This is a genomic window from Pseudomonas sp. S3E12, assembly GCF_001702295.1.
Taxonomy (GTDB): Bacteria; Pseudomonadota; Gammaproteobacteria; order Pseudomonadales; family Pseudomonadaceae; genus Aquipseudomonas; species Aquipseudomonas marginalis.
Genome location: NZ_MBDT01000032.1, coordinates 583,844 through 604,193, shown reverse-complemented (window position 1 = coordinate 604,193; position 20,350 = coordinate 583,844). Strand labels below are relative to the sequence as shown.

The window sequence follows — 20,350 nt, the reverse complement described above, 5'->3', positions numbered from 1 at the left end:
CCGCGTCAGGTCAGCACGTATTCCACCGGTTCCAGGGCCGGCGGCAGGTCGGTTTCGCCGAGGGCGGCGAGCAGCTCACGCTCCAGGGTGCGCAGGATCGCATTGCAGGGCAGGTCGTTTTCGTCAAAGCCGAAAGGGTCTTCCAGGTCGTCGCCGATCTCATCGAGGCCGAAGAAGGTGTAGCTGACAATGGCGGTAAACACCGGCGTCAGCCAGCCCAGGGGTTCGGCCATGGCGAACGGCAAGAGGATGCAGAACAGGTAAATGGTGCGGTGCAGCAGCAAGGTATAAGGGAAGGGCAGCGGCGTGCTTTTGATTCGCTCGCACGCGGCCTGTACTTGGCTGAGGCTGACCAGGCGGGGTTCCAACTGGGTGTAACGCCATTCGCTGAGGGCGCCTTGCTCGGCCAAGGCGGAAAATCCCGCGCCAATCTGTTGCAGCACCCGGTCAGGCAGGTTGGGATGACTCGCTTCCACACTGGCCCAGGGCTGGATCGCCCGGGCTTCGTCTTCGTGGCGCAAGCGCGCGACCAGCCCGTGGGCGAAGCCGCCCACGCCCCGCAGCAGGCGCCCACGCTCCGCCGGGTCAGTGAGCACCTGGGTCTCGCGAATCAGCGAGCGCACCTCAATGATCATCTGCCCCAGTTGCTTGCGGCCTTCCCACCAGCGGTCATAGCAGGCGTTATTGCGAAAACTCATGAAGATCGACAGCGACAGCCCGAGCAATGTAAAGGGCGTGGCGTTGACCTTGGAGAAATAGGCCGGGTGCAGGGTTTCCACCAACACGATCACCGACGCCAGCAGCGTGACCAGCAGGCTGCGCAGGGCGATGCGCTTGGCAATCGAGCCCTTGAGGGAAAACAGAATGCCCAGCAGGTTCGGTTTGGGACGTACGATCATCGGGCGGAGGACTTCTTCGGTGGCGCAGGCCCTCAGGTTAGGAGCTTGCACGGCGCACGTCCAATCGCTTGGGCTGACCGGCCGATCAGCGCGGTCGATGATTGGCCAAACCAGTCAGCCATGTTGAAGGCTTTGACCATTGCTGCCGTGGCGTTGCAGAGCGACTATTTCGACGATCTCGACCGTTCAAGGAAACAATAATGCAGATTGAGAACAAGGTTTTTCTGGTCAGCGGCGGCGCGTCCGGCCTCGGTGCGGCCACCGCAGATATGCTGGTCGCGGCCGGCGCCAAGGTCATGCTGGTGGATTTGAATGCCGACGCCGTGGCGGCCAAGGCCAGGCAGCTCGGCGGCAGCGCCCGCAGCGCAGTAGCGGATATCAGCCAGGAAGCGGCTGCCGAAGCCGCCGTGCAGGCAACCGTCGCGGCGTTTGGCGGTTTGCATGGCTTGGTGAACTGCGCGGGGGTGGTGCGCGGTGAAAAGATCCTCGGCAAGACTGGCCCCCACGGGCTGGCCAGCTTTGCCCAGGTGATCAACGTCAACCTGATCGGCAGCTTTAACCTGCTGCGCCTGGCGGCAGCCGCCATCGCCGAAACTGAAGCGAACGCCGACGGCGAGCGCGGGGTGATCATCAACACCGCTTCGGTGGCTGCATTCGACGGGCAGATCGGCCAGGCCGCTTATGCGGCGTCCAAAGGCGCGATAGCCAGCCTGACCTTGCCCGCCGCACGGGAGCTGGCGCGCTTCGGCATTCGCGTGATGACCATCGCCCCGGGCATTTTCGAAACCCCGATGATGGCCGGCATGACCCCGGAAGTACGCGACTCCCTGGCCGCCGGCGTGCCGTTTCCGCCACGCCTGGGCAAGCCTGCCGAATACGCCGCGCTGGTGCGGCACATCATTGAAAACAGCATGCTCAACGGCGAGGTGATCCGTCTCGACGGCGCCTTGCGCATGGCGGCCAAGTAAGGAGGATGAGCCATGAATGATCCCATCGTGATTGTCAGCGCCGTGCGCACCCCCATGGGCGGGTTCCAGGGCGACCTCAAGGGTCTCACCGCACCGCAACTGGGCTCTGCGGCTATCCGTGCGGCGGTCGAGCGTGCCGGCATCGCCGCCGACGCCGTGGATGAGGTGTTGTTTGGGTGCGTGCTGCCCGCCGGCCTGGGCCAGGCGCCTGCGCGTCAAGCCGCCTTGGGCGCCGGGTTGGATAAGTCCACGCGTTGCACCACCCTCAACAAGATGTGCGGCTCGGGCATGGAAGCGGCGATCCTCGCCCATGATTCGCTGCTGGCCGGCAGCGTCGACGTGGTGATCGCCGGCGGCATGGAAAGCATGTCCAACGCGCCCTACCTGCTGGACCGCGCCCGCAGCGGCTATCGCATGGGCCATGGCCGCGTCATCGATCACATGTTCCTTGACGGCCTGGAAGATGCATATGAAAAGGGCCGCCTGATGGGCACCTTTGCCGAAGAGTGCGCGCAGCTCAACGGCTTCAGCCGTGAGGCGCAGGATGCGTTTGCCATCGCGTCGCTGACCCGTGCACAGGAGGCAATCACCCATGGCAGCTTCGCCGCCGAAATTGTCCCGGTACAGGTCACCGTCGGCAAAGAGCAGAAAACCATCCTGCATGACGAACAACCGCCCAAGGCCAGGCCGGAAAAAATCCCCGGCCTCAAACCGGCGTTCCGCGAAGGCGGCACGGTGACGGCGGCCAATTCCAGCTCGATTTCCGACGGCGCGGCCGCATTGCTGCTGATGCGTGAGTCCGAGGCGCAAAAGCGTGGGCTCAAGCCGCTGGCGGTGATCCACGGGCATGCGGCGTTTGCCGATGAACCGGGGCTGTTTCCGGTGGCGCCGGTGGGCGCGATTCGCAAGCTGATGAGCAAGACCGGCTGGAGCCTCGACAACGTCGATCTGTTCGAAATCAACGAAGCCTTTGCCGTGGTCAGCCTGGTGACCATGAGCAAGCTGGAAATCCCCCACGCCAAGGTCAACGTCCACGGTGGTGCCTGTGCCCTGGGCCACCCGATTGGCGCGTCCGGCGCGCGGATCCTGGTCACCCTGCTCTCGGCCCTGCGCCAGAAAGGCCTCAAGCGGGGTGTCGCCGCCATTTGTATCGGCGGCGGTGAAGCCACGGCCATGGCCGTCGAATGCCTGTATTAAGGACTGAGCCCAATGCTGCCCAATGACGAACAACTGCAAATCAGCGACGCCGCCCGGCAATTTGCCCAGGAGCGGCTCAAACCGTTTGCCGCCGAGTGGGACCGCGAACATCGTTTTCCCAAGGAGGCCATCGGCGAAATGGCCGAACTGGGCTTTTTCGGCATGCTGGTGCCGGAACAGTGGGGCGGGTGCGACACGGGTTACCTGGCCTACGCCATGGCCCTGGAAGAAATCGCCGCCGGTGATGGCGCCTGCTCCACCATCATGAGCGTGCACAACTCGGTGGGCTGCGTGCCGATCCTGAGCTTCGGCAACGATCAGCAGAAAGAGCAATTCCTCAAGCCCCTGGCCAGCGGCGCCATGCTCGGTGCTTTCGCCCTGACTGAGCCGCAAGCCGGTTCGGATGCCAGTGGCCTGAAAACCCGTGCACGCCGTGAAGGCGATCATTACGTGCTCAATGGCTGCAAACAGTTCATCACTTCCGGCCAGAATGCCGGGGTGGTGATTGTGTTCGCGGTGACCGACCCCGCAGCGGGCAAGCGTGGGATCAGCGCGTTTATCGTGCCCACCGATTCGCCGGGCTACAGCGTGGCGCGGGTCGAGGACAAGCTTGGCCAGCATGCCTCCGATACCTGCCAGATCCTGTTCGAGGATGTGAAGGTGCCGGTGGCCAACCGTCTTGGGGAGGAGGGCGAGGGTTACAAGATCGCCCTGGCCAACCTTGAAGGCGGTCGCGTCGGCATCGCCTCGCAATCGGTAGGCATGGCCCGCGCCGCTTTCGAGGCTGCACGCGACTACGCCCGCGAGCGTGAAAGCTTCGGCAAGCCGATCATTGAGCATCAGGCCGTGGCCTTTCGCCTGGCGGACATGGCCACGCAAATCGCCGTGGCGCGGCAGATGGTGCACTACGCCGCCGCCCTGCGGGACAGCGGCAAGCCTGCGTTGGTGGAAGCTTCCATGGCCAAGCTGTTCGCCTCGGAAATGGCCGAAAAAGTCTGTTCCGCCGCCTTGCAAACCCTCGGCGGTTACGGTTACCTGAGCGACTTCCCCGTGGAGCGGATCTACCGCGATGTGCGGGTCTGCCAGATTTACGAAGGCACCAGCGATATTCAACGCATGGTCATCTCACGCAATCTCTAAGGAGCCGATACATGAGTTACGAAACCATTTTGCTCGAAGTCCAAGGCCGCGTCGGGCTGATTACCCTCAACCGCCCGCAAGCCCTGAATGCCCTGAATGCGCAGTTGGTCAGTGAGTTGAACCAGGCGCTGGATGGCCTGGAAGCCAACCCGGAAATCGGCTGCATCGTACTGACCGGCTCGAAAAAAGCCTTCGCCGCCGGCGCCGACATCAAGGAAATGGCCGAGCTGACCTACCCGCAGATCTACCTCGACGACCTGTTCAGCGACAGCGACCGCGTGGCCAACCGCCGCAAGCCGATCATCGCCGCGGTCAACGGTTTCGCCCTGGGCGGTGGCTGCGAGCTGGCGCTGATGTGCGACTTTATCCTGGCCGGTGACGGCGCCAAGTTCGGTCAGCCGGAAATCAACCTCGGCGTGCTGCCGGGCATGGGCGGCACCCAGCGCCTGACCCGCGCGGTGGGCAAGGCCAAGGCCATGGAAATGTGCCTGACCGGGCGGTTTATCGATGCGGTGGAAGCCGAGCGCTGCGGGATCGTCGCGCGCATCGTGCCCGCCGATGAACTGCTCGACGAGGCGCTGAAAGTCGCCACGCTGATTGCCGGCAAATCGGTGCCGATCAGCATGATGGTCAAGGAAAGCGTGAACCGCGCGTTTGAAGTGAGCCTGTCGGAAGGCGTGCGCTTTGAGCGCCGGGTGTTCCATGCCGCGTTCGCCACGCAGGACCAGAAGGAAGGCATGGCGGCCTTTGTGGCCAAGCGTACGCCTGAGTTCAAGGATAAGTAGCCGTTGCCAGCTGTATAGCTTCAAGCTGCAAGCTGCAAGTAATCGCCAATGCGCTTTTACTTGAAGCTTGCAGCTTAAGACTTGCAGCTCTTACAGCTGGTAGTTTTTGAGTTCCCGGGCAATCACCATCCGCTGTATCTCGCTGGTCCCTTCGTAAATCTGCGTGATCCGCGCATCCCGGTAGTAACGTTCTACCGGGTAATCCTCCAGGTATCCGTAGCCGCCATGGATCTGCATCGCACTGGAGCAGACTTTCTCGGCCATTTCCGAGGCAAACAGCTTGGCCTGGGACGCTTCCGAGAGGCACGGCTTGCCGGCGCTGCGCAGGCGCGCCGCGTGCAGGATCAGTAAACGGGCAGCGTTCAGGCGGGTTTGCATGTCCGCCAGCAGGTTGGCCACGCTTTGGTGTTCGATGATCGCCTTGTCGAATTGCACCCGGTCGCGGGCATAGGTCAGCGCCGCCTCGAAGGCCGCACGGGCGATGCCCAGGGCTTGGGCGGCAATGCCGATGCGGCCGCCTTCGAGGTTGGACAGGGCGATAGCCAGGCCTTTGCCGCGCTCGCCGAGCAGGTTGGCCTCGGGCACGCTGCAGTGGTTGAGGGTCACCGCGCAGGTGTCCGAGGCTCGAATACCCATCTTGTGTTCGGTACGGTCGACCACAAACCCTGGGGTATCGGTGGGTACCAGGAACGCGGAAATGCCTTTCTTGCCCAGGTCCGGGTCGGTCACGGCAAATACAATCGCCAGCTTGGCGCGCTTGCCGTTGCTGACGAATTGCTTGGCGCCATTGATGACCCACTGGCCATCGCGCAGTTCGGCGCGCGTACGCAGGTTGTGGGCCTCGGAGCCGGCCTGGGGTTCGGTCAGGCAGAAGCAGCCAATCGCCTGGCCACTGGCGAGGTCGGCCAGCCAGGTGTGTTTCTGGGCATCGGTACCGTAGTTGAGGATTGGCCCGCAACCGACTGAATTATGGATACTCATCAGTGCGCCGGTGGCGCCATCGCCGGCCGAGATCTCTTCCACGGCCAGGGCATACGCCACGTAGTCGACATAGGTGCCGCCCCATTCTTCCGGCACTACCATGCCCAACAGGCCCAGTTCGCCCATCTTCGCCACCAGGGCGTCGTCGATCCAGCCGGCTTTTTCCCAGGCTTGGGCATAGGGGGCGATTTCGCCACGGGCGAAGTCGCGCGCCATGTCACGGATCATTACCTGTTCTTCAGTATATTCAATGTCTTGCATGGCTTATTTCACAACCTGCTCGAAGTGATGGAAGAAGCTGTCGACATGGCTTTTGTCCAGTCCATGGAGCGTCGGCGGGTTCCAGCGAGGGTTCTTGTCCTTGTCGATGATCAGCGCGCGGACCCCTTCGATCAGGTCGCCGCGTTCGAACCATTGGCGGTCAAGGTGCAGCTCCAGGGCAAAGCACTGTTCCAACGGCAGGCGCCGGCCGCGTCGCAGCATTTCCAGGGTCACGGCCATGGCCAGGGGCGAGCGGGTTTGCATCAGGTGGACGGTGTTCAGTGCCCACTCATGGCTGTCGGCGACGGTGACTTCCTGGAGTTGCTCGACGATGCTCGGAATATCCGGCAGGCCGAAGAAGTGGTCGATAGCGGGGCGCAATGCGGCCAGCGGCGGGTCGGGCAGGCGCTGCACCGCCAGCTTGGCCAGCACGCCTTGCAGGTCTTTGAGGGGCGACTCATGCCATTGCAGGCTGTCGAGTTTCTCGTCGAGGCTGGCCAGCTTGGCGCTGTCCAGGTACCAGTTGGCCAACCCGCAATACAGGGCGTCTGCCGCGCGAACCTGCACGCCGGTCACACCGAGGTAAATGCCCAGCTCGCCGGGAATGCGCGGCAGGAAGTAGCTGCCACCGACGTCCGGGAAGTAACCGATCGCCACCTCCGGCATCGCCAGGCGGCTGCGCTCGGTGACGACGCGCAAATCCGCACCCTGCACCAGGCCCATGCCGCCCCCCAGGACAAACCCGTCCATCAGGGCCAGTACGGGCTTGCGGTAATGGTGGATGGCCAGGTCCAGCGCGTACTCCTCGACGAAGAAGTCTTCATGCAGGGTGTCGCCGCGTTTGAAACTGTCATACAGGGAGCGGATATCGCCGCCGGCACAAAATGCCTTTTCGCCCGCACCGCGCAGGACTACGGCATGCACCTGCGGGTCGTCTGACCAGGCTTGCAGCTGTTGCGACAGGCTGCGGACCATGTCCAGGGTGATGGCATTCAAGCCGGCGGGGCGATTGAGGGTGAGGTGACCGATATGGTTGCGTACTTCGGCCAGTACGTCGTCCTGACGCCTGTCGGCGCTGCTTGCTTCGCTTGAAACCTGAGCAGTCATCTGTAACTCCCTGCTTTTATTGTTCTTTATCAAGATGGTCGTGCGCAAACACTCCCGTGATCGTACCAGTGCAAATTTGCACAGTACAACCCGGAATCATGCAGGTCGTTTTTGCATTTATGCAGGGTGGCGGGCGCGGGTTCAGGTCACGCGGGTTGCCAGTACTTCACCGATGCTGCGGCGCCGCGCGTGGGTTTCTGCAGCTTGGATCAATTGTTCCAGCTCCGTCGGGGCCACGTCGTAGAATTGCTCCATGTCCGCCAGCGCCAGCTTCAAGTCGGCGGCCGTAATAGCGGGGTCTCGGGCGGCCCTGGGGTCAGGCAGGACAGACGTCGACGTGTCGACAGCTCCCTTGGGGTAGCGCGTTCGCGTCGCATTATTGTAGGCCAGTGCGCAGGCCAGCAAGGCGCCGGCACCGAGTAATACGGCCCCCAATTCGTGCCAGCCCAGGGCGGCGGAGGCTGGGTCGGCCAGGACCAGGCTCATGGCCAGCCCACCAGCGGGCGGGTGCAGGCACCGCAGCCAGCACATCAGCACCACGGCCATGCCGGCCGCCAGGCAGGCACCGCCCAGGGTGCGCCCCAGGACGCGGGCCACCAGCAATGCCACGACACCGGCGCACAGGTAGCTGCCGATGATCGACCAGGGTTGTGCCAGCGCACCGGACGAGACCGCAAACAACAACACCGCCGAAGCCCCCAGCGGGCCCAGCAGGTGCAGCGCCACCTCCATGCCAAAGACCTGGGCGCAGAGCCACACACTGAAGAATGTACCCAAGGCCATGCCAATCGCGGCACGGCTCCATTCGGTGGGGCGGGTGTTGATAGCAGCGGGAAACCAGCGAGAGCGCATTGAAAGGAAATCCATAAACGGCGGGCAAAAAAAAGGCTTGTCTGGTCGCCCGGAAAAGCCCTTTGAAAGTTCCTGCATTTGGGGGAGGAACCCGCGCAGTGTGCCGTGCCTGCCAGGGCACCGCCAATGCATATTAATGAGGGTTAAATACAAAAATAATGAGTTTATCAGGGCATGACGGGAGAATTGAGCTTGCCCAGCACACGAATATCGGTCTCTTCATTGAACAAATGTTTTTGCAGGTTTTCCTGCAACCCTGGCTCCCCGGCCAGTGGACCTTTGAGGGCCACCAGGGCATTGCGCAGCCACATCAGCCGATCCAGCGGCGCAATGGGCACGTAGCCAATATGGATTTCATTACGGGTCAGTGAAGCTGGGGTATACGGTAAACGGTCATCCGGCACGGTTTGCCCTCTCACGAAGTAAGCCGCGGTGCTGGCTGCGGCTCCTGGCGTCCTTGTTGTTATCCATGGCCTGTGGCGGTAGACAGTTACCGCGCGTGGCCATCGAGTTTACAGTTGGGTTTCAGACGCGGGAAAGGGAAATGACACCAGCCATTACGCATAGCTGCGTAGGATCTTTCTGCGTCGCAACTCAAGGCTGAGGGGCTTTGGCCAGGTACAGCAGTACATAGGGGTTTCGGTCGAACTCACCGCTCAGGGTTGGACTAATTGCACGCAGGCGCGGGTCCTGCAAACCGTCGAAATCCGCCTGGCTCATCACCAGCCACGCCGGCCCTTGCAGCGGTGCCAGGTCAGAGGCTTGTTGGGTAAACAGCGGCACCTGGTCGCAGTCGAGGTTGACCATGTATTTGATCGCCTTGGCGTCTTTGCCCAGGCCGTGCAATACCACGGGGGCGCGCTGTTGCTTGACCTGCTCATGCACTTGCAGGGTAAAGGTGCGGGTGTCGTAGACGCTGCGATCGAGCGGTTCGACCACGGCAATATAGGTTGCCCACACCGCAAGCACGGCGGCAAGCGCCGGACCCAGCGGCCGCAGGCGAGCCCTGAACAACGCCAGCAATGCCAAGGCTTGCAACACGCCGAGAACGGCGAACACCGGCCCCAGCTCGCTCAACTGCTGCGGATAGCGTGGCCGCGCGAATACCAGCCCGACGATCAGCAGGCCTGGCAGCAGCGTCCATAGACCCAGCATCAGCCCACGCAACCCTGCAAACAACCGCCCCTCAGCGGCCTGGAACGGGTACGCCGCAATGATCGCCGCCATGGGCAACATCGGCAGCACATAGCGGGCCTTCTTTGCCTGGGGAATCGACAGGCCCAGCATCACCAGCAAGCCTGCGGCGGCGCAATACAGCACCAGTTGCAACGCCGGCGTCGGCACGCGGCGCCCACCGACCGCAACCGCCAGCAGCACCAGCAGCGCCACGGGATAGGCGAGGGCGTAGTTGCCCAGCGAGCTGGTGAAGTAATACAACGCGCCGCTGGAGCCTTCACTGCCGTCCATGCGCCCCAGGAACTGCATGCGGATCACATCCTGCATGAAGCTCTCGCCGCCACTGAGCTTGGCCATCAGCAACAGCAGGCCGACACAGGCCCCCAGCAGCGCCAGGGCCAGCAGGCCAAAACTGAACAGTTGGCGCCATTGCCGGTTGATCAGGTAGTAACTGCACAGCACGCCCGTGGGAATGACCAGCCCGATCGGCCCGCGAATCGCAAAGCCGAGGATCAGCAGCAGGTACAGCCAGTACAGGCGTCTGCCCGCACCGAAATGGTCATGGGCATAACCGAGGTAGAACACCGCCAGGGCGATGGCGGCGAGCATCTGGTCGAGGGATACCGCACGGGTTTCACTGATGAAGGTACTGCTCAGCAACAACAGTGCGATGCTCAGCAGGCCCCAACGCTGGGAGTAGGGCGCCGTCAGGCGATACACCAGGATGACGATCACTGCCGAGGCAATCGACGTGGGCAGCCAGGCCGTGAGGCTGGTGACCTGGCCCAGGGGCAGGGACAACAGCCAGGTCATCAGCGTCGAGGTGGCCAGGTAATCGGCATACGGCTGTCCGTAGGTGGTGGGGAAAAAGCCCGGCCCATGGCGCAGCATCTCCTGGGCAAACACCACGAAGCGTGAGTCGAAACCGATAATCGCCTGGTGCCAGCTGCCGGCGATGAACAACAACAGCGCCAGCAATCCCAAGCCGAGGGATTGGCGACGAATCGTCGGGCTGAGCAGGGACGGTTGAGCTTTGTTCACGACTCAGGCTTCCACGACCCGGGGCATCCACTGTTGCTGGGGGATCGGCAACTGGCAGGAATCGCCACGGCCGATCGGGTAGTACTGGAAGCCTTTGCGCGCCAGGCGCTCACCGTCATACAGGTTGCGGCCGTCGAAGATCACCGGGGTTTTCAGGCGCTGGTGGATCAGCTCGAAGTCGGGCGCCTTGAACTGCTGCCATTCGGTGCAGACGATCAGCGCATCGGCGCCGAGCAACGTAGATTCCGGCGTGCCCATCAGCATCAGCCGCTCCTCGTCAGCGTAGATGCGCTGGGTTTCCTGCATGGCTTCCGGGTCGAACGCCCGTACATTGGCGCCGGCGGCCCACAACGCTTCCATCAGCACGCGGCTGGGTGCATCGCGCATGTCGTCGGTGTTGGGCTTGAACGCCAGGCCCCACAGGGCAAAGGTCTTGCCGCGCAGGTTGCCCTGGAAGAACGCATTGATACGTTCGAACAGCTTGCTCTTCTGGCGCTGGTTGATGGCTTCCACGGCTTCCAGCAGGTCGCTGGAGCAGTTGGCCTGCTTGGCGCTGTGGATCAAGGCGCGCATGTCCTTGGGGAAGCACGAGCCGCCGTAGCCGCAGCCGGGGTAGATAAAGTGGTAGCCGATGCGCGAGTCGGCACCGATGCCCAGGCGCACGGCTTCGATATCGGCGCCCAGGTGTTCGGCCAGTTCGGCGATCTGGTTGATGAAGCTGATCTTGGTCGCCAGCATGCAGTTGGCGGCGTATTTGGTCAGCTCGGCGCTGCGCAGGTCCATGAAGATGATGCGGTCATGGTTGCGGTTGAACGGCGCGTACAGGTCGCGCATCACGTCGCGCACTTCTTCGCGCTCGCAGCCGATGATGATGCGGTCCGGGCGGCGGCAGTCGGAAACGGCCGAGCCCTCCTTGAGGAATTCCGGGTTGGAGACGATATCGAACTCCAGGTGTCGGCCGGCCAGGTGCAGGGCTTTTTCGATATGGGCGCGCAGGGTGTCGCCGGTGCCCACCGGGACGGTGGATTTCTCCACCAAGATCACCGGGTCGATACGGTGGCGGGCCACCGCGTCGCCCACCGACAGCACGTACTTGAGGTCGGCCGAGCCGTCTTCATCCGACGGCGTCCCCACCGCGATAAACAGCACTTCGCCGTGTTCGACGGCAAGCTTTTCGTCAAAGGTGAAGTGCAGTCGCCCGCTCTCCAGGTTTTCCTTGACCATGGCCGCCAGCCCCGGTTCGAAGATGCTCACATGGCCTTGCTGCAGGAGCTTGACCTTGTTCTGATCGACGTCCATGCAGATGACATCGTGACCGACTTCGGCTAATACGGTGGCCTGTACCAGACCGACGTAACCACTACCAAATACACTGATTTTCATGGGGCATTCCTGGCGCTTGCAGCGCTAGCACGGCGAGAGTTAATAACCAGCACACCAAGGATGACAAGCGCCACCCCCAGGGTTTTCGAGAGAGAAAAATGTTCGTTGAACACCGGCAGGCTGGCGGCCAGCAGGTACACCAGCGCATAGCTGATGCTCAGCAGCGAATAGGCGCGGCCCAGGGGCAGGTGCTTGAGGGCGCCGAGCCAGCAGAGCATCGACAGCGCGTAGGCGAGGATCGCCAGGCTTACTACGCCCAACGCGGTGAAGTCGATGGCGTTGCTGTTGAACGCCGTCAGCCATTCGGTAGGCAAGGGCAGGCGCGTCATGCTCCAGCGCATGCCCAACTGGGCGGCGCTGACCAGGCCAACGCTGCCCAGGGCCAGGGCAAACCCACGCACGCGGCTCATACCTGGCGCCCCAGCAGCACCACACCGGCAATCACCAGCACCACACCCAGCCAATGCCGTGTGTCGATGGGCTCCTTGAATACACAGCGTGCCACCAGGGTGACCAGGACAAAATTGAGACTGAGCATCGGGTAGGCGATGCCGACTTCCAGGCGCTGCAGCACCAGCAACCACACCAGCAAACCAAAACCCAGGCACAGCAGGGCCGACCACAACCACGGCGAGCGCAGTTTCAGCGCCCAACCGTCGGGCTGGTCGCGCCAGCCTTCCACGGCGAATTTCTGCGAGACCTGGCCCATGCATGTCAGCAGGCAGGCCGCCAATAACAGGAGCAGTGTGATCATGGCGCAACCTGCGGAAACACCAGGATCACGATATTGCCTTGCTCGTAGCGCTTGCCGTCCTTGGGCAGCAAGTCCACTTCGGCGAGTTCGTCGTCGCCCTTGACGCGCATCACCACACCGACCGCGCCGTGTTTGCGCGCGTCGCTCATCCATTGCTGGACCTGTGTGGTGTCGACCTTGTGATGGGCCGCATCGTCGAAGGCCAAGCCATATTTCACTTCGCCGACGGTGTTATAGAGGGTCACGTCCGGGCGCTTGACGCGCCACGCCAGGGCGGAGGCCGCGCCGAGGTCGTTGCTCAGCAACGCGCTGGTCTGGCTCAACTCCTGGAGGTGATCGATGATGAACTGGTCCGGGGTCTTGTTATAAACCACCGAATGGGGCAATGCGGCCGGGACCAGCGCCACCAGCAACCAGCTGCCGATCACCGGCGCTGCCCACAAGCGCAGCGGGCGCGAGGCCTGCAACAGGTTGGCAACGATCCAGCCGAACAGGAAGACAAACACCAGCACCAGGCTGAGGGTTTCACTGCCGTGCTCGTACACCGGTTTTTTCAGTTGGAACCAGGTCAGGGCCAGTAACGCCACAACGCCAATCACCAGGTTCAGCCAGCCGTTGATGCGCAACACGCGCCCACGGGCCTGGGCCAGTTTGTCGGCCAAGGTGTGGCCCATCAGCAACGCCAGCGGCAGCAGGCACGGCATGATGTAGGAGGGCAACTTGCCCTTGGCCAGGCTGAAAAACGCCAGGGGCATCAGCAGCCACAACAACAGGAAGGCGGTTTTCGCCGCGCGTTTTTCCTGCCACGCCTGTTTCAGGGTGGACGGCAACAGCGCCACCCACGGCAGGCAGAAGGCGATCAGCAGCGGCAGGTAGTACCAGAACGGTTCGGCGTGCTGGGCATCCTCGCCGGCAAAGCGCTGAATATGCTCGTGCCAAAAGAAGAAGTTCCAGTAGTCCGGCTCCTGCAGGTGCACGGCCAGGGCCCACGGCAGGCTCACCGCAATGGCCACGACCACGGCGACCAGGCCGTAGCCGAGCAGTTCGCGAAAGCGCTTCTGCCAGATCGCGTAGGGCAGGGCGATCAACACCGGCAACAGCCACGCCAGGAAGCCCTTGGTCATAAAGCCCATGCCACAGGCGAACCCGAGCAGCGCCCAGGCCCCCAGGCGGCCGTTGCGGGTGGTGCTGTCGAAGCAGAACCACAGGGCAACGCCGGTCAAGTTGACCCAGAACGTGAACTGCGGATCGAGGTTGGCATAGCCGCCCAGTGCCGCCACGCTGACAAAACTCATGTACAGCACACTGCTGACCAGGCTTTTTTGCGGGTCATTCCACAACCGGCGCGACACCAGGTAAACCAGCAGGATGCTCAAGCCGGTGCTCAACGCCGAGGCGAAGCGCACGCCAAACAGGTTTTGCCCAAAGATCGCCTGGCCCAGCGCGATCATCCAGTAACCGGCAGCCGGTTTTTCGAAATAGCGGATCCCCATGAAGTGCGGCGAGGCCCACTTGCCGGTCAGCAGCATTTCCTGGCTGATCTGTGCATAGCGGGTTTCATCCGGAATCCACAGGCCGTGGGTGGTCAGCGGCAACAGGTAAAACACACCGAACGCCAGCAGGAGCAGGGGCAAGGCCCAACGCCGGATCATGCCTGCTGCACTCCGAGCCAACCCTCACGGCCGCTCAAGGCGCCGCGCACCAGGTGTTGCCGGGGCAGGGTGGTCAGGTCCGCAGGCAGCAAGTCGCCCAGGGGGTTGAAGTCGATGCCGCGCTGCCCTGCCTGGGCGAGCAACTGGCGAAAATCATTGGCCATCAGAATCCCTTCTACTTCTGCGTGGATCGTGTAGACGTTGAGCTTCGACTCGGCAAACCGGTCAAGAATGAAGCCGTTGAAGTCTTTGGCGGCCACCACCGGCCCGACGACTTCGTCGAAGGTCGGCAGGTCCACCGGAATTTGTGGCGTACCCGCGCTGCCATCGGCCAATGTCGGCCGAAACAGGCTGGTACCCCGGCAATCGCTGTTGTAGCGAAAGTTGAAACCTTGCTTGGCCTGCACCACCCGCTCATCGGCACGCCAACCAGCAGCCGCCGAACAGTCGATGCGCTCGCCGAGGATGTCGCTCAAGGTCTCCACGCCGCGTCGAATCTGCTCCACCAGCTGTGCATCGCTCCAACGCCCGGTGTTGGCCTGCCAGCCGTGGTGATCCCAGGCGTGCAGGCCGACTTCATGCCCCGCCGCCTTGGCCTGGCGCATCAAGTGCCCCAGGTCACGACCGATCGGCTTGCCTGGCCAGGCGGTGCCGGCCAGCAGGATGTCCCAGCCGTACAGGCCGGCCGCGTTGGAACGCAGCATCTTCCACAGGAACTGCGGGCGGATCAGGCGCCACAAGTGGCGCCCCATGTTGTCCGGCCCGACACTGAAGAAGAACGTCGCCTTGACCCCGGCCTCATCCAGGGATTCGAGCAACCGTGGCACGCCTTCGCGGGTGCCGCGGTAGGTATCGACGTCGATGCGCAAGCCTGCCTTCATTACTTTTTGTCCGCGATTTCGAGCATGGCTTCACGCAGGAAGAAGTCCAGCGTGTTGCCGATGGTTTCGCTCATTTCCACGGTCGGCTCCCAGTTCAGCAGGCGCTTGGCGTTTTCGATGCTTGGCTTGCGGTGTGCCACGTCCTGGTAACCGGTGCCGTAGAACGCCTTGCTCTCGACGTCGCGGAAACCGGCGAACGGTGGGAAGTTGCCGCGCAGCGGGTGCGCCTCGAACTGACGCAACAGCTCTTCGCCCAACTGGCGGATGCTGGCTTCGTTTTCCGGGTTGCCGATGTTGATGATCTGGCCGTTGCAGGCATCGTTGTCGTTATCGATGATGCGCGCCAGGGCTTCGATACCGTCGGCGATGTCAGTGAAGCAACGCTTCTGCTCGCCACCGTCGAACAGGCGGATCGGCGTACCTTCCACCAGGTTCAGGATCAGCTGGGTGATCGCCCGGGAGCTGCCGATACGCGCCGAATCCAGGCGGTCCAGGCGCGGGCCCATCCAGTTGAACGGACGGAACAGGGTGAAGTTCAGGCCCTTGGCGCCGTAGGCCCAGATCACGCGGTCCAGCAGTTGCTTGGAGACCGAGTAGATCCAGCGCTGCTTGTTGACCGGGCCGACCACCAGGTTGGAGGTGTCTTCGTCGAAGTACTGGTCCTGGCACATGCCATAGACTTCGGAGGTCGACGGGAAAATCACGCGCTTGTTGTACTTGACGCAGTAGCGCACCAGCTTGAGGTTTTCTTCGAAGTCCAGCTCGAACACGCGCAGCGGGTTGCGGGTGTATTCGATCGGTGTGGCGATGGCCACCAGCGGCAGAACCACGTCGCACTTCTTGATGTGGTACTCGATCCACTCGGTGTGGATGCTGATGTCGCCTTCGACGTAATGGAAGTTCGGGTGGCTGCGCAGGCGCTCGATGGCGTCGGAGCCGATGTCCAGGCCGTAGACTTCATAACGGTCGTCACGCAGCAGGCGCTCGGACAGGTGGTTACCGATAAAGCCGTTCACACCCAGAATCAGCACGCGGGTCCGGCGCGGCTTGCGGCCGGACTCGGCACCGCGCAGTACGGAGCCGTCGACCAGGCCCAGTTCGTTGGCCAGTGACGGGCCGGCCAGGTACAGGCCGTTGTCGTTGCGCTGGCCGAACTTGACCACCAGGGAGTCTTCGCCGCAGGCGATGCGCAGCGGGTTGACGCTGATCACACGGCCTGGCGCCAGGCCTTCATTGCCCTTGACCACTTCGGCGTGCCAGACGATGAGCTTGTGCTCGCCGACAGCGCAGAACGCGCCTGGGTACGGTTGAGTCACCGCGCGCACCAGGTTGAACAGTTCTTCAGCGGTTTTTTTCCACTCCAGCTTGCCGTCGGCTGCCGTGCGGCGACCAAAGTAGGTGGCCTGGCTTTCGTCCTGGGCCGTCTCGCTCAGCTTGCCCGCAGCCAGTTGCGGCAGGGCGTCGCGCAGCAGGCTGGTGGCCGCATCACGCAGCTTGGCGTGCAGGGTCAGGCCGGTGTCGGTGCGCTCGATCATGACTTTTTGCTGGGCCAGGATCGCCCCGGCATCGGCGCGCTTGACCATGCGGTGCAGGGTCACGCCGGTTTCGGTTTCGCCGTTGACCAGCACCCAGTTGGCCGGTGCGCGGCCACGGTATTTAGGCAGCAACGAGCCGTGCAGGTTGAACGCGCCTTTGCTGGCGGTGGCCAACAGCGGCTCGCTCAGCAGATTGCGGTAGTAGAAAGAAAAAATGTAGTCCGGATTCAACTTGGCGATGCGCTCGATCCACAGCGGGTGGTTGGCGTCTTCCGGCGCGTGTACCGGGATGCCGTTGCGCGCGCAGAGTTGGGCGACGGAGCCGTAGAAATTGTTTTCCTTGGGGTCGTCGGCATGGGTGAACACGGCGGCAATGTCGTAGCCGGCAGTCAGCAGGGCTTCAATGCCCGCACAGCCAATATCGTGGTAAGCGAAGACAACGGCTTTTGAATTCATGACGAAACCTGATCGGAAGGAAAAGTAGTGGTGGAATGGGAAGACACCAGGCCGTCGACGACGACCACGGGTGCCGGTGCTGCCGGTTGGTTGCGCAGCACTTTTTCAATAAAGAAGCGGGGGCGGGCGCGCACATCGCTGTACATGCGGCCCAGGTATTCACCCAGCAGGCCCATGCCGATGAACTGGCCGCCGGTGAACACGAACAGCACCGCGAACAGTACGAACAGACCATCACCGGCCCAGTCGGCGCCGAAGGCCAGGCGCATCACGATCAACGCAAAGGCGAAGAACACGCCCAGCGCCGCCAGGCTGAAACCGACGATGGACAGCAAGCGCAGCGGCGTGGTGGTCATGCAGGTCAGCAGGTCGAACATCAGGCTGATCAGGCGCATGGCGCTGTATTTGGATTCGCCGTGTTCACGCTCGGCATGGTGCACCAGGATCTCGGTGGTGTGACGGGCAAAGCCGTTGGCCAGGATCGGGATGAAGGTGCTGCGCTCGCGGCAGGCGAGCATGGCGTCGACGATGGTGCGCCGGTAAGCGCGCAGCATGCAGCCGTAGTCGCTCATGGCCACGCCGGTGGAGCGTTGCACGGCGAGGTTGATCAGCCGCGAAGGCCAGCGGCGAAAGGCCGAGTCCTGGCGATTGTTGCGCACCGTGGCGACCACGTCGTAGCCCAGGGCGGCTTGTTCCACCAGACGCGGGATTTCTTCGGGAGGGTTCTGCAGGTCGGCGTCGAGGGTAATCACCACGTCGCCCCGGCACTGCTCGAAACCGGCCATGATCGCCGCGTGCTGCCCGTAGTTGCGATTGAGGATCACCGCCACCACGTTGCTGCCGTCTTGCGCGGCGGCGTCTTCGAGCAATTGGGCGGAGTTGTCGCGGCTACCGTCATCCACCAGGATGATTTCGTATTCGTAGGCCAGTTGCCTGCAGGCGGCAGTGGTACGACGCAGCAGTTCAGGCAGGCTTTCTTGTTCGTTGTAGACCGGGATAACGATCGACACGCAATGAATAGGGTAGGGTTTCAAAGATTCATGACCTCGGGGCTGGAGCAACTTGGAGCGTGAAAACAGCAGTATTCATTGGGCAAGCGTAGGGCTCGCAGGTAAAAAGCGGCGCTAAAGGTGAAGCGTAATCAACAGGTTAGCTGGTGTTATGGGATTTGCTCTGAAGTTTCACGTTCAAGATTAAGCGCAAAAATGTTGAACAGATATGAAAGGCAGATGAAAAACTCGTTTATTTGACAGGTAGACAGCTAGGGTTCAGCTACGTAATTAAGACATGGCCGAGCAGTGCTGACTGGCGAAACAGGCGTTGTCAGCAAGCGGGGTGCGTCAATCCCTGGGAGTAAGGCCGGCCCTTGGTCCTAATTGAAGAATCTTCTCTGCAATGCGCCTCAAGTGCCGGTAAAGTAAGCCATCTCTTGCCAGGGTACTCGGATGAATAGCGTGCAGCGTATAAGCGGCCAATGGCGGCCCGTTTTGATCGGATTATTGATGACGGCGGCCTGCGTCAGCGCCGTACGGGCAGATGATGGCGTGGCGCTCACCGCGCTCGCCCAAGTGCCTGAGGGTGTTGAAGTCCGCGGCAGGCAGGTCGCCGCCTATACCTGGGACGACCGCCAGGGCAAGAACCTGCTGGTGCTCTCCGAGCAGGTCAGCGAACGCGAGGATGACGGTACCCAGTCGGCGTTTGTCTATGCGGCCCAATACCTGATCGACGGTGACCGTCCCAAGCGCATGTGGATGCTCTACGACGACGTGCAGCATTGCCAGTTCGATGCGGCGCTGCGCTTCGACATGGCCGCGACCAAGGTGACCGACCTCACCGGCGATGGCATCACCCAGGCCACCGTGGGCTATTCGCGCACCTGCACCAGCGATGTCAGCCCCAACGAATTCAAGCTGATCATGCATGTCGGCAAGTCGCAGAAGTACCGCCTGCGCGGTGTCGACCGGGTCGGCGCAGCCTGGTGGGATGAAGAGGCCGGGGCCCTGCGTGGCATGCCGCTGCCCAAGGATTGCAGCGTGGCCGGGCAGCAGGCGCTGGTCAGCCAGTACAAGGAGCAGGGCACGGAGTTGCCGTTGCCCGGTTGCTATGGCGATGAGAAGGACTTTGCCAAGGCGCCGGACGCTTACCTGGCCTTTATGCGTCAGCACTGGTTCGCCCTGATGCAGAAGCAGGATGCCGAATGGAGCCAGGCCCAGACACAGCCCCAGGCGCCCACCGAGGATGAAGACACGGCACCGTGATTTTGTGCCAGGGCTTTTCCTGGGTTAGACTCGGTCTTCGCCAATTCACTAAATACCTCGATTAAACAATGAGTTGTTCGAGGTATTTAATCCAAAGGCTGATCTACCTTGACCGAGTCTATCCGCAACCCGTTGACCCTCTACCTCACCCGCCTGGCCCCCTCCAGCCAACTGACCATGCGCTACGTGCTGCAGGACGCCGCCGACCGCCTGGGCTTCGAAGACATCAACCTCGAAGACATCGACTGGCACCTGCTGCAACCCGAACATGTCATCGCCCTGGTCGCAGCATTGCGTGAAGACGGCTACGCGCCGAATACCTCATCCCTGTACGTGAATGCCGTGCGCGGGGTGATGAACGAAGCCTGGCGCATGAGCCTGATCAGCCAGGAACATCTCCTGAAAATGCGTACGGTCAAGGCCACCCCCGGCACGCGCCTGGGCCAGGGCCGCGATCTGCGGCGCACGTTGATCCGGGAAATGATGGAAGTCTGCGCCGCCGACCCACGCCCCCAGGGCCTGCGTGATGCAGCGGTCATCGGCATCCTGTATGGCTCGGGCATGCGCAAGTCCGAGTCGGTCAACCTCGACCTGGCGCAGATCAACTTCGATGAACGCAGCCTGCGGGTAATCGGCAAGGGCAATAAGGAATTGGTCAAGTATGCGCCGGACTGGGCTTTCGCCAAGTTGCAGGCGTGGTTGGCCTTCAGGCGCGAACAGCTCAAGGAAGGCGAGCAGGACGATAGCTTCCTGTTCAACCGCATACGCCGGGGCAGCCATATCACCCGGGAGCGTATCACCAAGCATGCGATTTACTACATCGCCCGCCAGCGGGGTGAGCAGGTCGGGGTGAAGATCATGCCCCACGACTTTCGCCGCTCGTTTATCACGCGGGTGATCGAGGAGCATGACCTGTCGATTGCACAGAAGCTGGCGCATCACACCAATATCCAGACCACCGCCAGTTATGACGTGCGTGACGACAACGAGCGGCGGCGGGCGGTGGATCGGTTTGATCTGTAGA

At 62.4% G+C, this 20,350-nt stretch carries 19 protein-coding genes; 6 read left to right on the top strand and 13 right to left on the bottom strand.

What is annotated here, in order from left to right:
- Positions 1-5 precede the first annotated feature (5 nt).
- Positions 6-899 (bottom strand): bestrophin family protein, encoded by an 894-nt coding sequence (locus tag BB029_RS27005; protein WP_065941533.1) that lies wholly within the window; start codon positions 897-899, stop codon positions 6-8.
- Between the two features lie 200 nt (positions 900-1,099).
- Here BB029_RS27005 and BB029_RS27000 point away from each other — a divergent pair, with 200 nt between their 5' ends.
- Genes BB029_RS27000 through BB029_RS26985 form a run of 4 tightly spaced genes read left to right on the top strand, consistent with a single transcriptional unit; the run spans position 1,100 to position 4,989 of the window.
- Complete coding sequence (locus BB029_RS27000) at positions 1,100-1,867, top strand: SDR family NAD(P)-dependent oxidoreductase (RefSeq protein WP_065941532.1); 768 nt, start codon at positions 1,100-1,102, stop codon at positions 1,865-1,867.
- 12 nt (positions 1,868-1,879) lie between these two features.
- The gene (locus BB029_RS26995) at positions 1,880-3,064 is read left to right on the top strand and encodes an acetyl-CoA C-acyltransferase (RefSeq protein WP_027605870.1); all 1,185 of its coding nucleotides are present in this window, start codon (positions 1,880-1,882) and stop codon (positions 3,062-3,064) included.
- Positions 3,065-3,076: 12 nt separating this feature from the next.
- The gene (locus tag BB029_RS26990; protein WP_065941531.1) at positions 3,077-4,204 is read left to right on the top strand and encodes an acyl-CoA dehydrogenase; all 1,128 of its coding nucleotides are present in this window, start codon (positions 3,077-3,079) and stop codon (positions 4,202-4,204) included.
- A gap of 11 nt (positions 4,205-4,215) precedes the next feature.
- Positions 4,216-4,989, top strand: a complete 774-nt coding sequence (locus BB029_RS26985) for an enoyl-CoA hydratase (RefSeq protein WP_065941530.1) — start codon at positions 4,216-4,218, stop codon at positions 4,987-4,989.
- 90 nt (positions 4,990-5,079) lie between these two features.
- Here BB029_RS26985 and BB029_RS26980 read toward each other — a convergent pair whose 3' ends face one another.
- From BB029_RS26980 to arnC, 12 genes are all read right to left on the bottom strand, one after another.
- Entirely contained in the window at positions 5,080-6,231 is a 1,152-nt protein-coding gene (locus BB029_RS26980; protein ID WP_065941529.1) for an acyl-CoA dehydrogenase family protein, read from the bottom strand.
- Positions 6,232-6,234: 3 nt separating this feature from the next.
- On the bottom strand, positions 6,235-7,338 hold the full coding sequence (locus tag BB029_RS26975) for an enoyl-CoA hydratase/isomerase family protein (protein WP_065941528.1): 1,104 nt from the start codon (positions 7,336-7,338) through the stop codon (positions 6,235-6,237).
- Between the two features lie 141 nt (positions 7,339-7,479).
- Positions 7,480-8,190 carry an HPP family protein gene (locus tag BB029_RS26970; protein ID WP_065941527.1) on the bottom strand — a complete coding sequence of 237 codons (711 nt, stop codon included), beginning with the start codon at positions 8,188-8,190 and terminating at the stop codon, positions 7,480-7,482.
- A gap of 167 nt (positions 8,191-8,357) precedes the next feature.
- Entirely contained in the window at positions 8,358-8,609 is a 252-nt protein-coding gene (locus BB029_RS34380) for a hypothetical protein (protein ID WP_371914642.1), read from the bottom strand.
- A gap of 175 nt (positions 8,610-8,784) precedes the next feature.
- Entirely contained in the window at positions 8,785-10,407 is a 1,623-nt protein-coding gene (locus tag BB029_RS26965) for a glycosyltransferase family 39 protein (RefSeq protein WP_065941526.1), read from the bottom strand.
- Between the two features lie 3 nt (positions 10,408-10,410).
- Positions 10,411-11,790: a UDP-glucose/GDP-mannose dehydrogenase family protein gene (locus tag BB029_RS26960; RefSeq protein ID WP_065941525.1), complete on the bottom strand. Its 1,380-nt coding sequence runs from the start codon at positions 11,788-11,790 to the stop codon at positions 10,411-10,413.
- Complete coding sequence (arnF, locus tag BB029_RS26955) at positions 11,787-12,200, bottom strand: 4-amino-4-deoxy-L-arabinose-phosphoundecaprenol flippase subunit ArnF (protein ID WP_065927529.1); 414 nt, start codon at positions 12,198-12,200, stop codon at positions 11,787-11,789. Before arnF ends, BB029_RS26960 begins: the two co-directional genes overlap by 4 nt.
- Positions 12,197-12,544: a 4-amino-4-deoxy-L-arabinose-phosphoundecaprenol flippase subunit ArnE gene (arnE, locus tag BB029_RS26950; protein WP_065941524.1), complete on the bottom strand. Its 348-nt coding sequence runs from the start codon at positions 12,542-12,544 to the stop codon at positions 12,197-12,199. Before arnE ends, arnF begins: the two co-directional genes overlap by 4 nt.
- Entirely contained in the window at positions 12,541-14,196 is a 1,656-nt protein-coding gene (gene arnT / locus BB029_RS26945) for a lipid IV(A) 4-amino-4-deoxy-L-arabinosyltransferase (RefSeq protein WP_065941523.1), read from the bottom strand. Before arnT ends, arnE begins: the two co-directional genes overlap by 4 nt.
- A complete protein-coding gene (arnD, locus tag BB029_RS26940; protein WP_027605859.1) occupies positions 14,193-15,077 on the bottom strand; it encodes a 4-deoxy-4-formamido-L-arabinose-phosphoundecaprenol deformylase in 885 nt (294 codons plus the stop codon). The genes arnT and arnD overlap by 4 nt, the downstream gene beginning before the upstream one ends.
- Positions 15,077-17,068 carry a bifunctional UDP-4-amino-4-deoxy-L-arabinose formyltransferase/UDP-glucuronic acid oxidase ArnA gene (gene arnA / locus BB029_RS26935; protein ID WP_065941522.1) on the bottom strand — a complete coding sequence of 664 codons (1,992 nt, stop codon included), beginning with the start codon at positions 17,066-17,068 and terminating at the stop codon, positions 15,077-15,079. Before arnA ends, arnD begins: the two co-directional genes overlap by 1 nt.
- Positions 17,065-18,102 (bottom strand): undecaprenyl-phosphate 4-deoxy-4-formamido-L-arabinose transferase, encoded by a 1,038-nt coding sequence (gene arnC, locus BB029_RS26930; protein ID WP_065941521.1) that lies wholly within the window; start codon positions 18,100-18,102, stop codon positions 17,065-17,067. The genes arnA and arnC overlap by 4 nt, the downstream gene beginning before the upstream one ends.
- Positions 18,103-18,513: 411 nt before the next feature.
- Here arnC and BB029_RS26925 point away from each other — a divergent pair, with 411 nt between their 5' ends.
- Both BB029_RS26925 and xerC read left to right on the top strand, forming a co-directional pair.
- Positions 18,514-19,326: a M949_RS01915 family surface polysaccharide biosynthesis protein gene (locus tag BB029_RS26925; protein WP_065941520.1), complete on the top strand. Its 813-nt coding sequence runs from the start codon at positions 18,514-18,516 to the stop codon at positions 19,324-19,326.
- 108 nt (positions 19,327-19,434) lie between these two features.
- The gene (xerC, locus tag BB029_RS26920; RefSeq protein WP_065941519.1) at positions 19,435-20,349 is read left to right on the top strand and encodes a tyrosine recombinase XerC; all 915 of its coding nucleotides are present in this window, start codon (positions 19,435-19,437) and stop codon (positions 20,347-20,349) included.
- Position 20,350 lies beyond the last annotated feature (1 nt).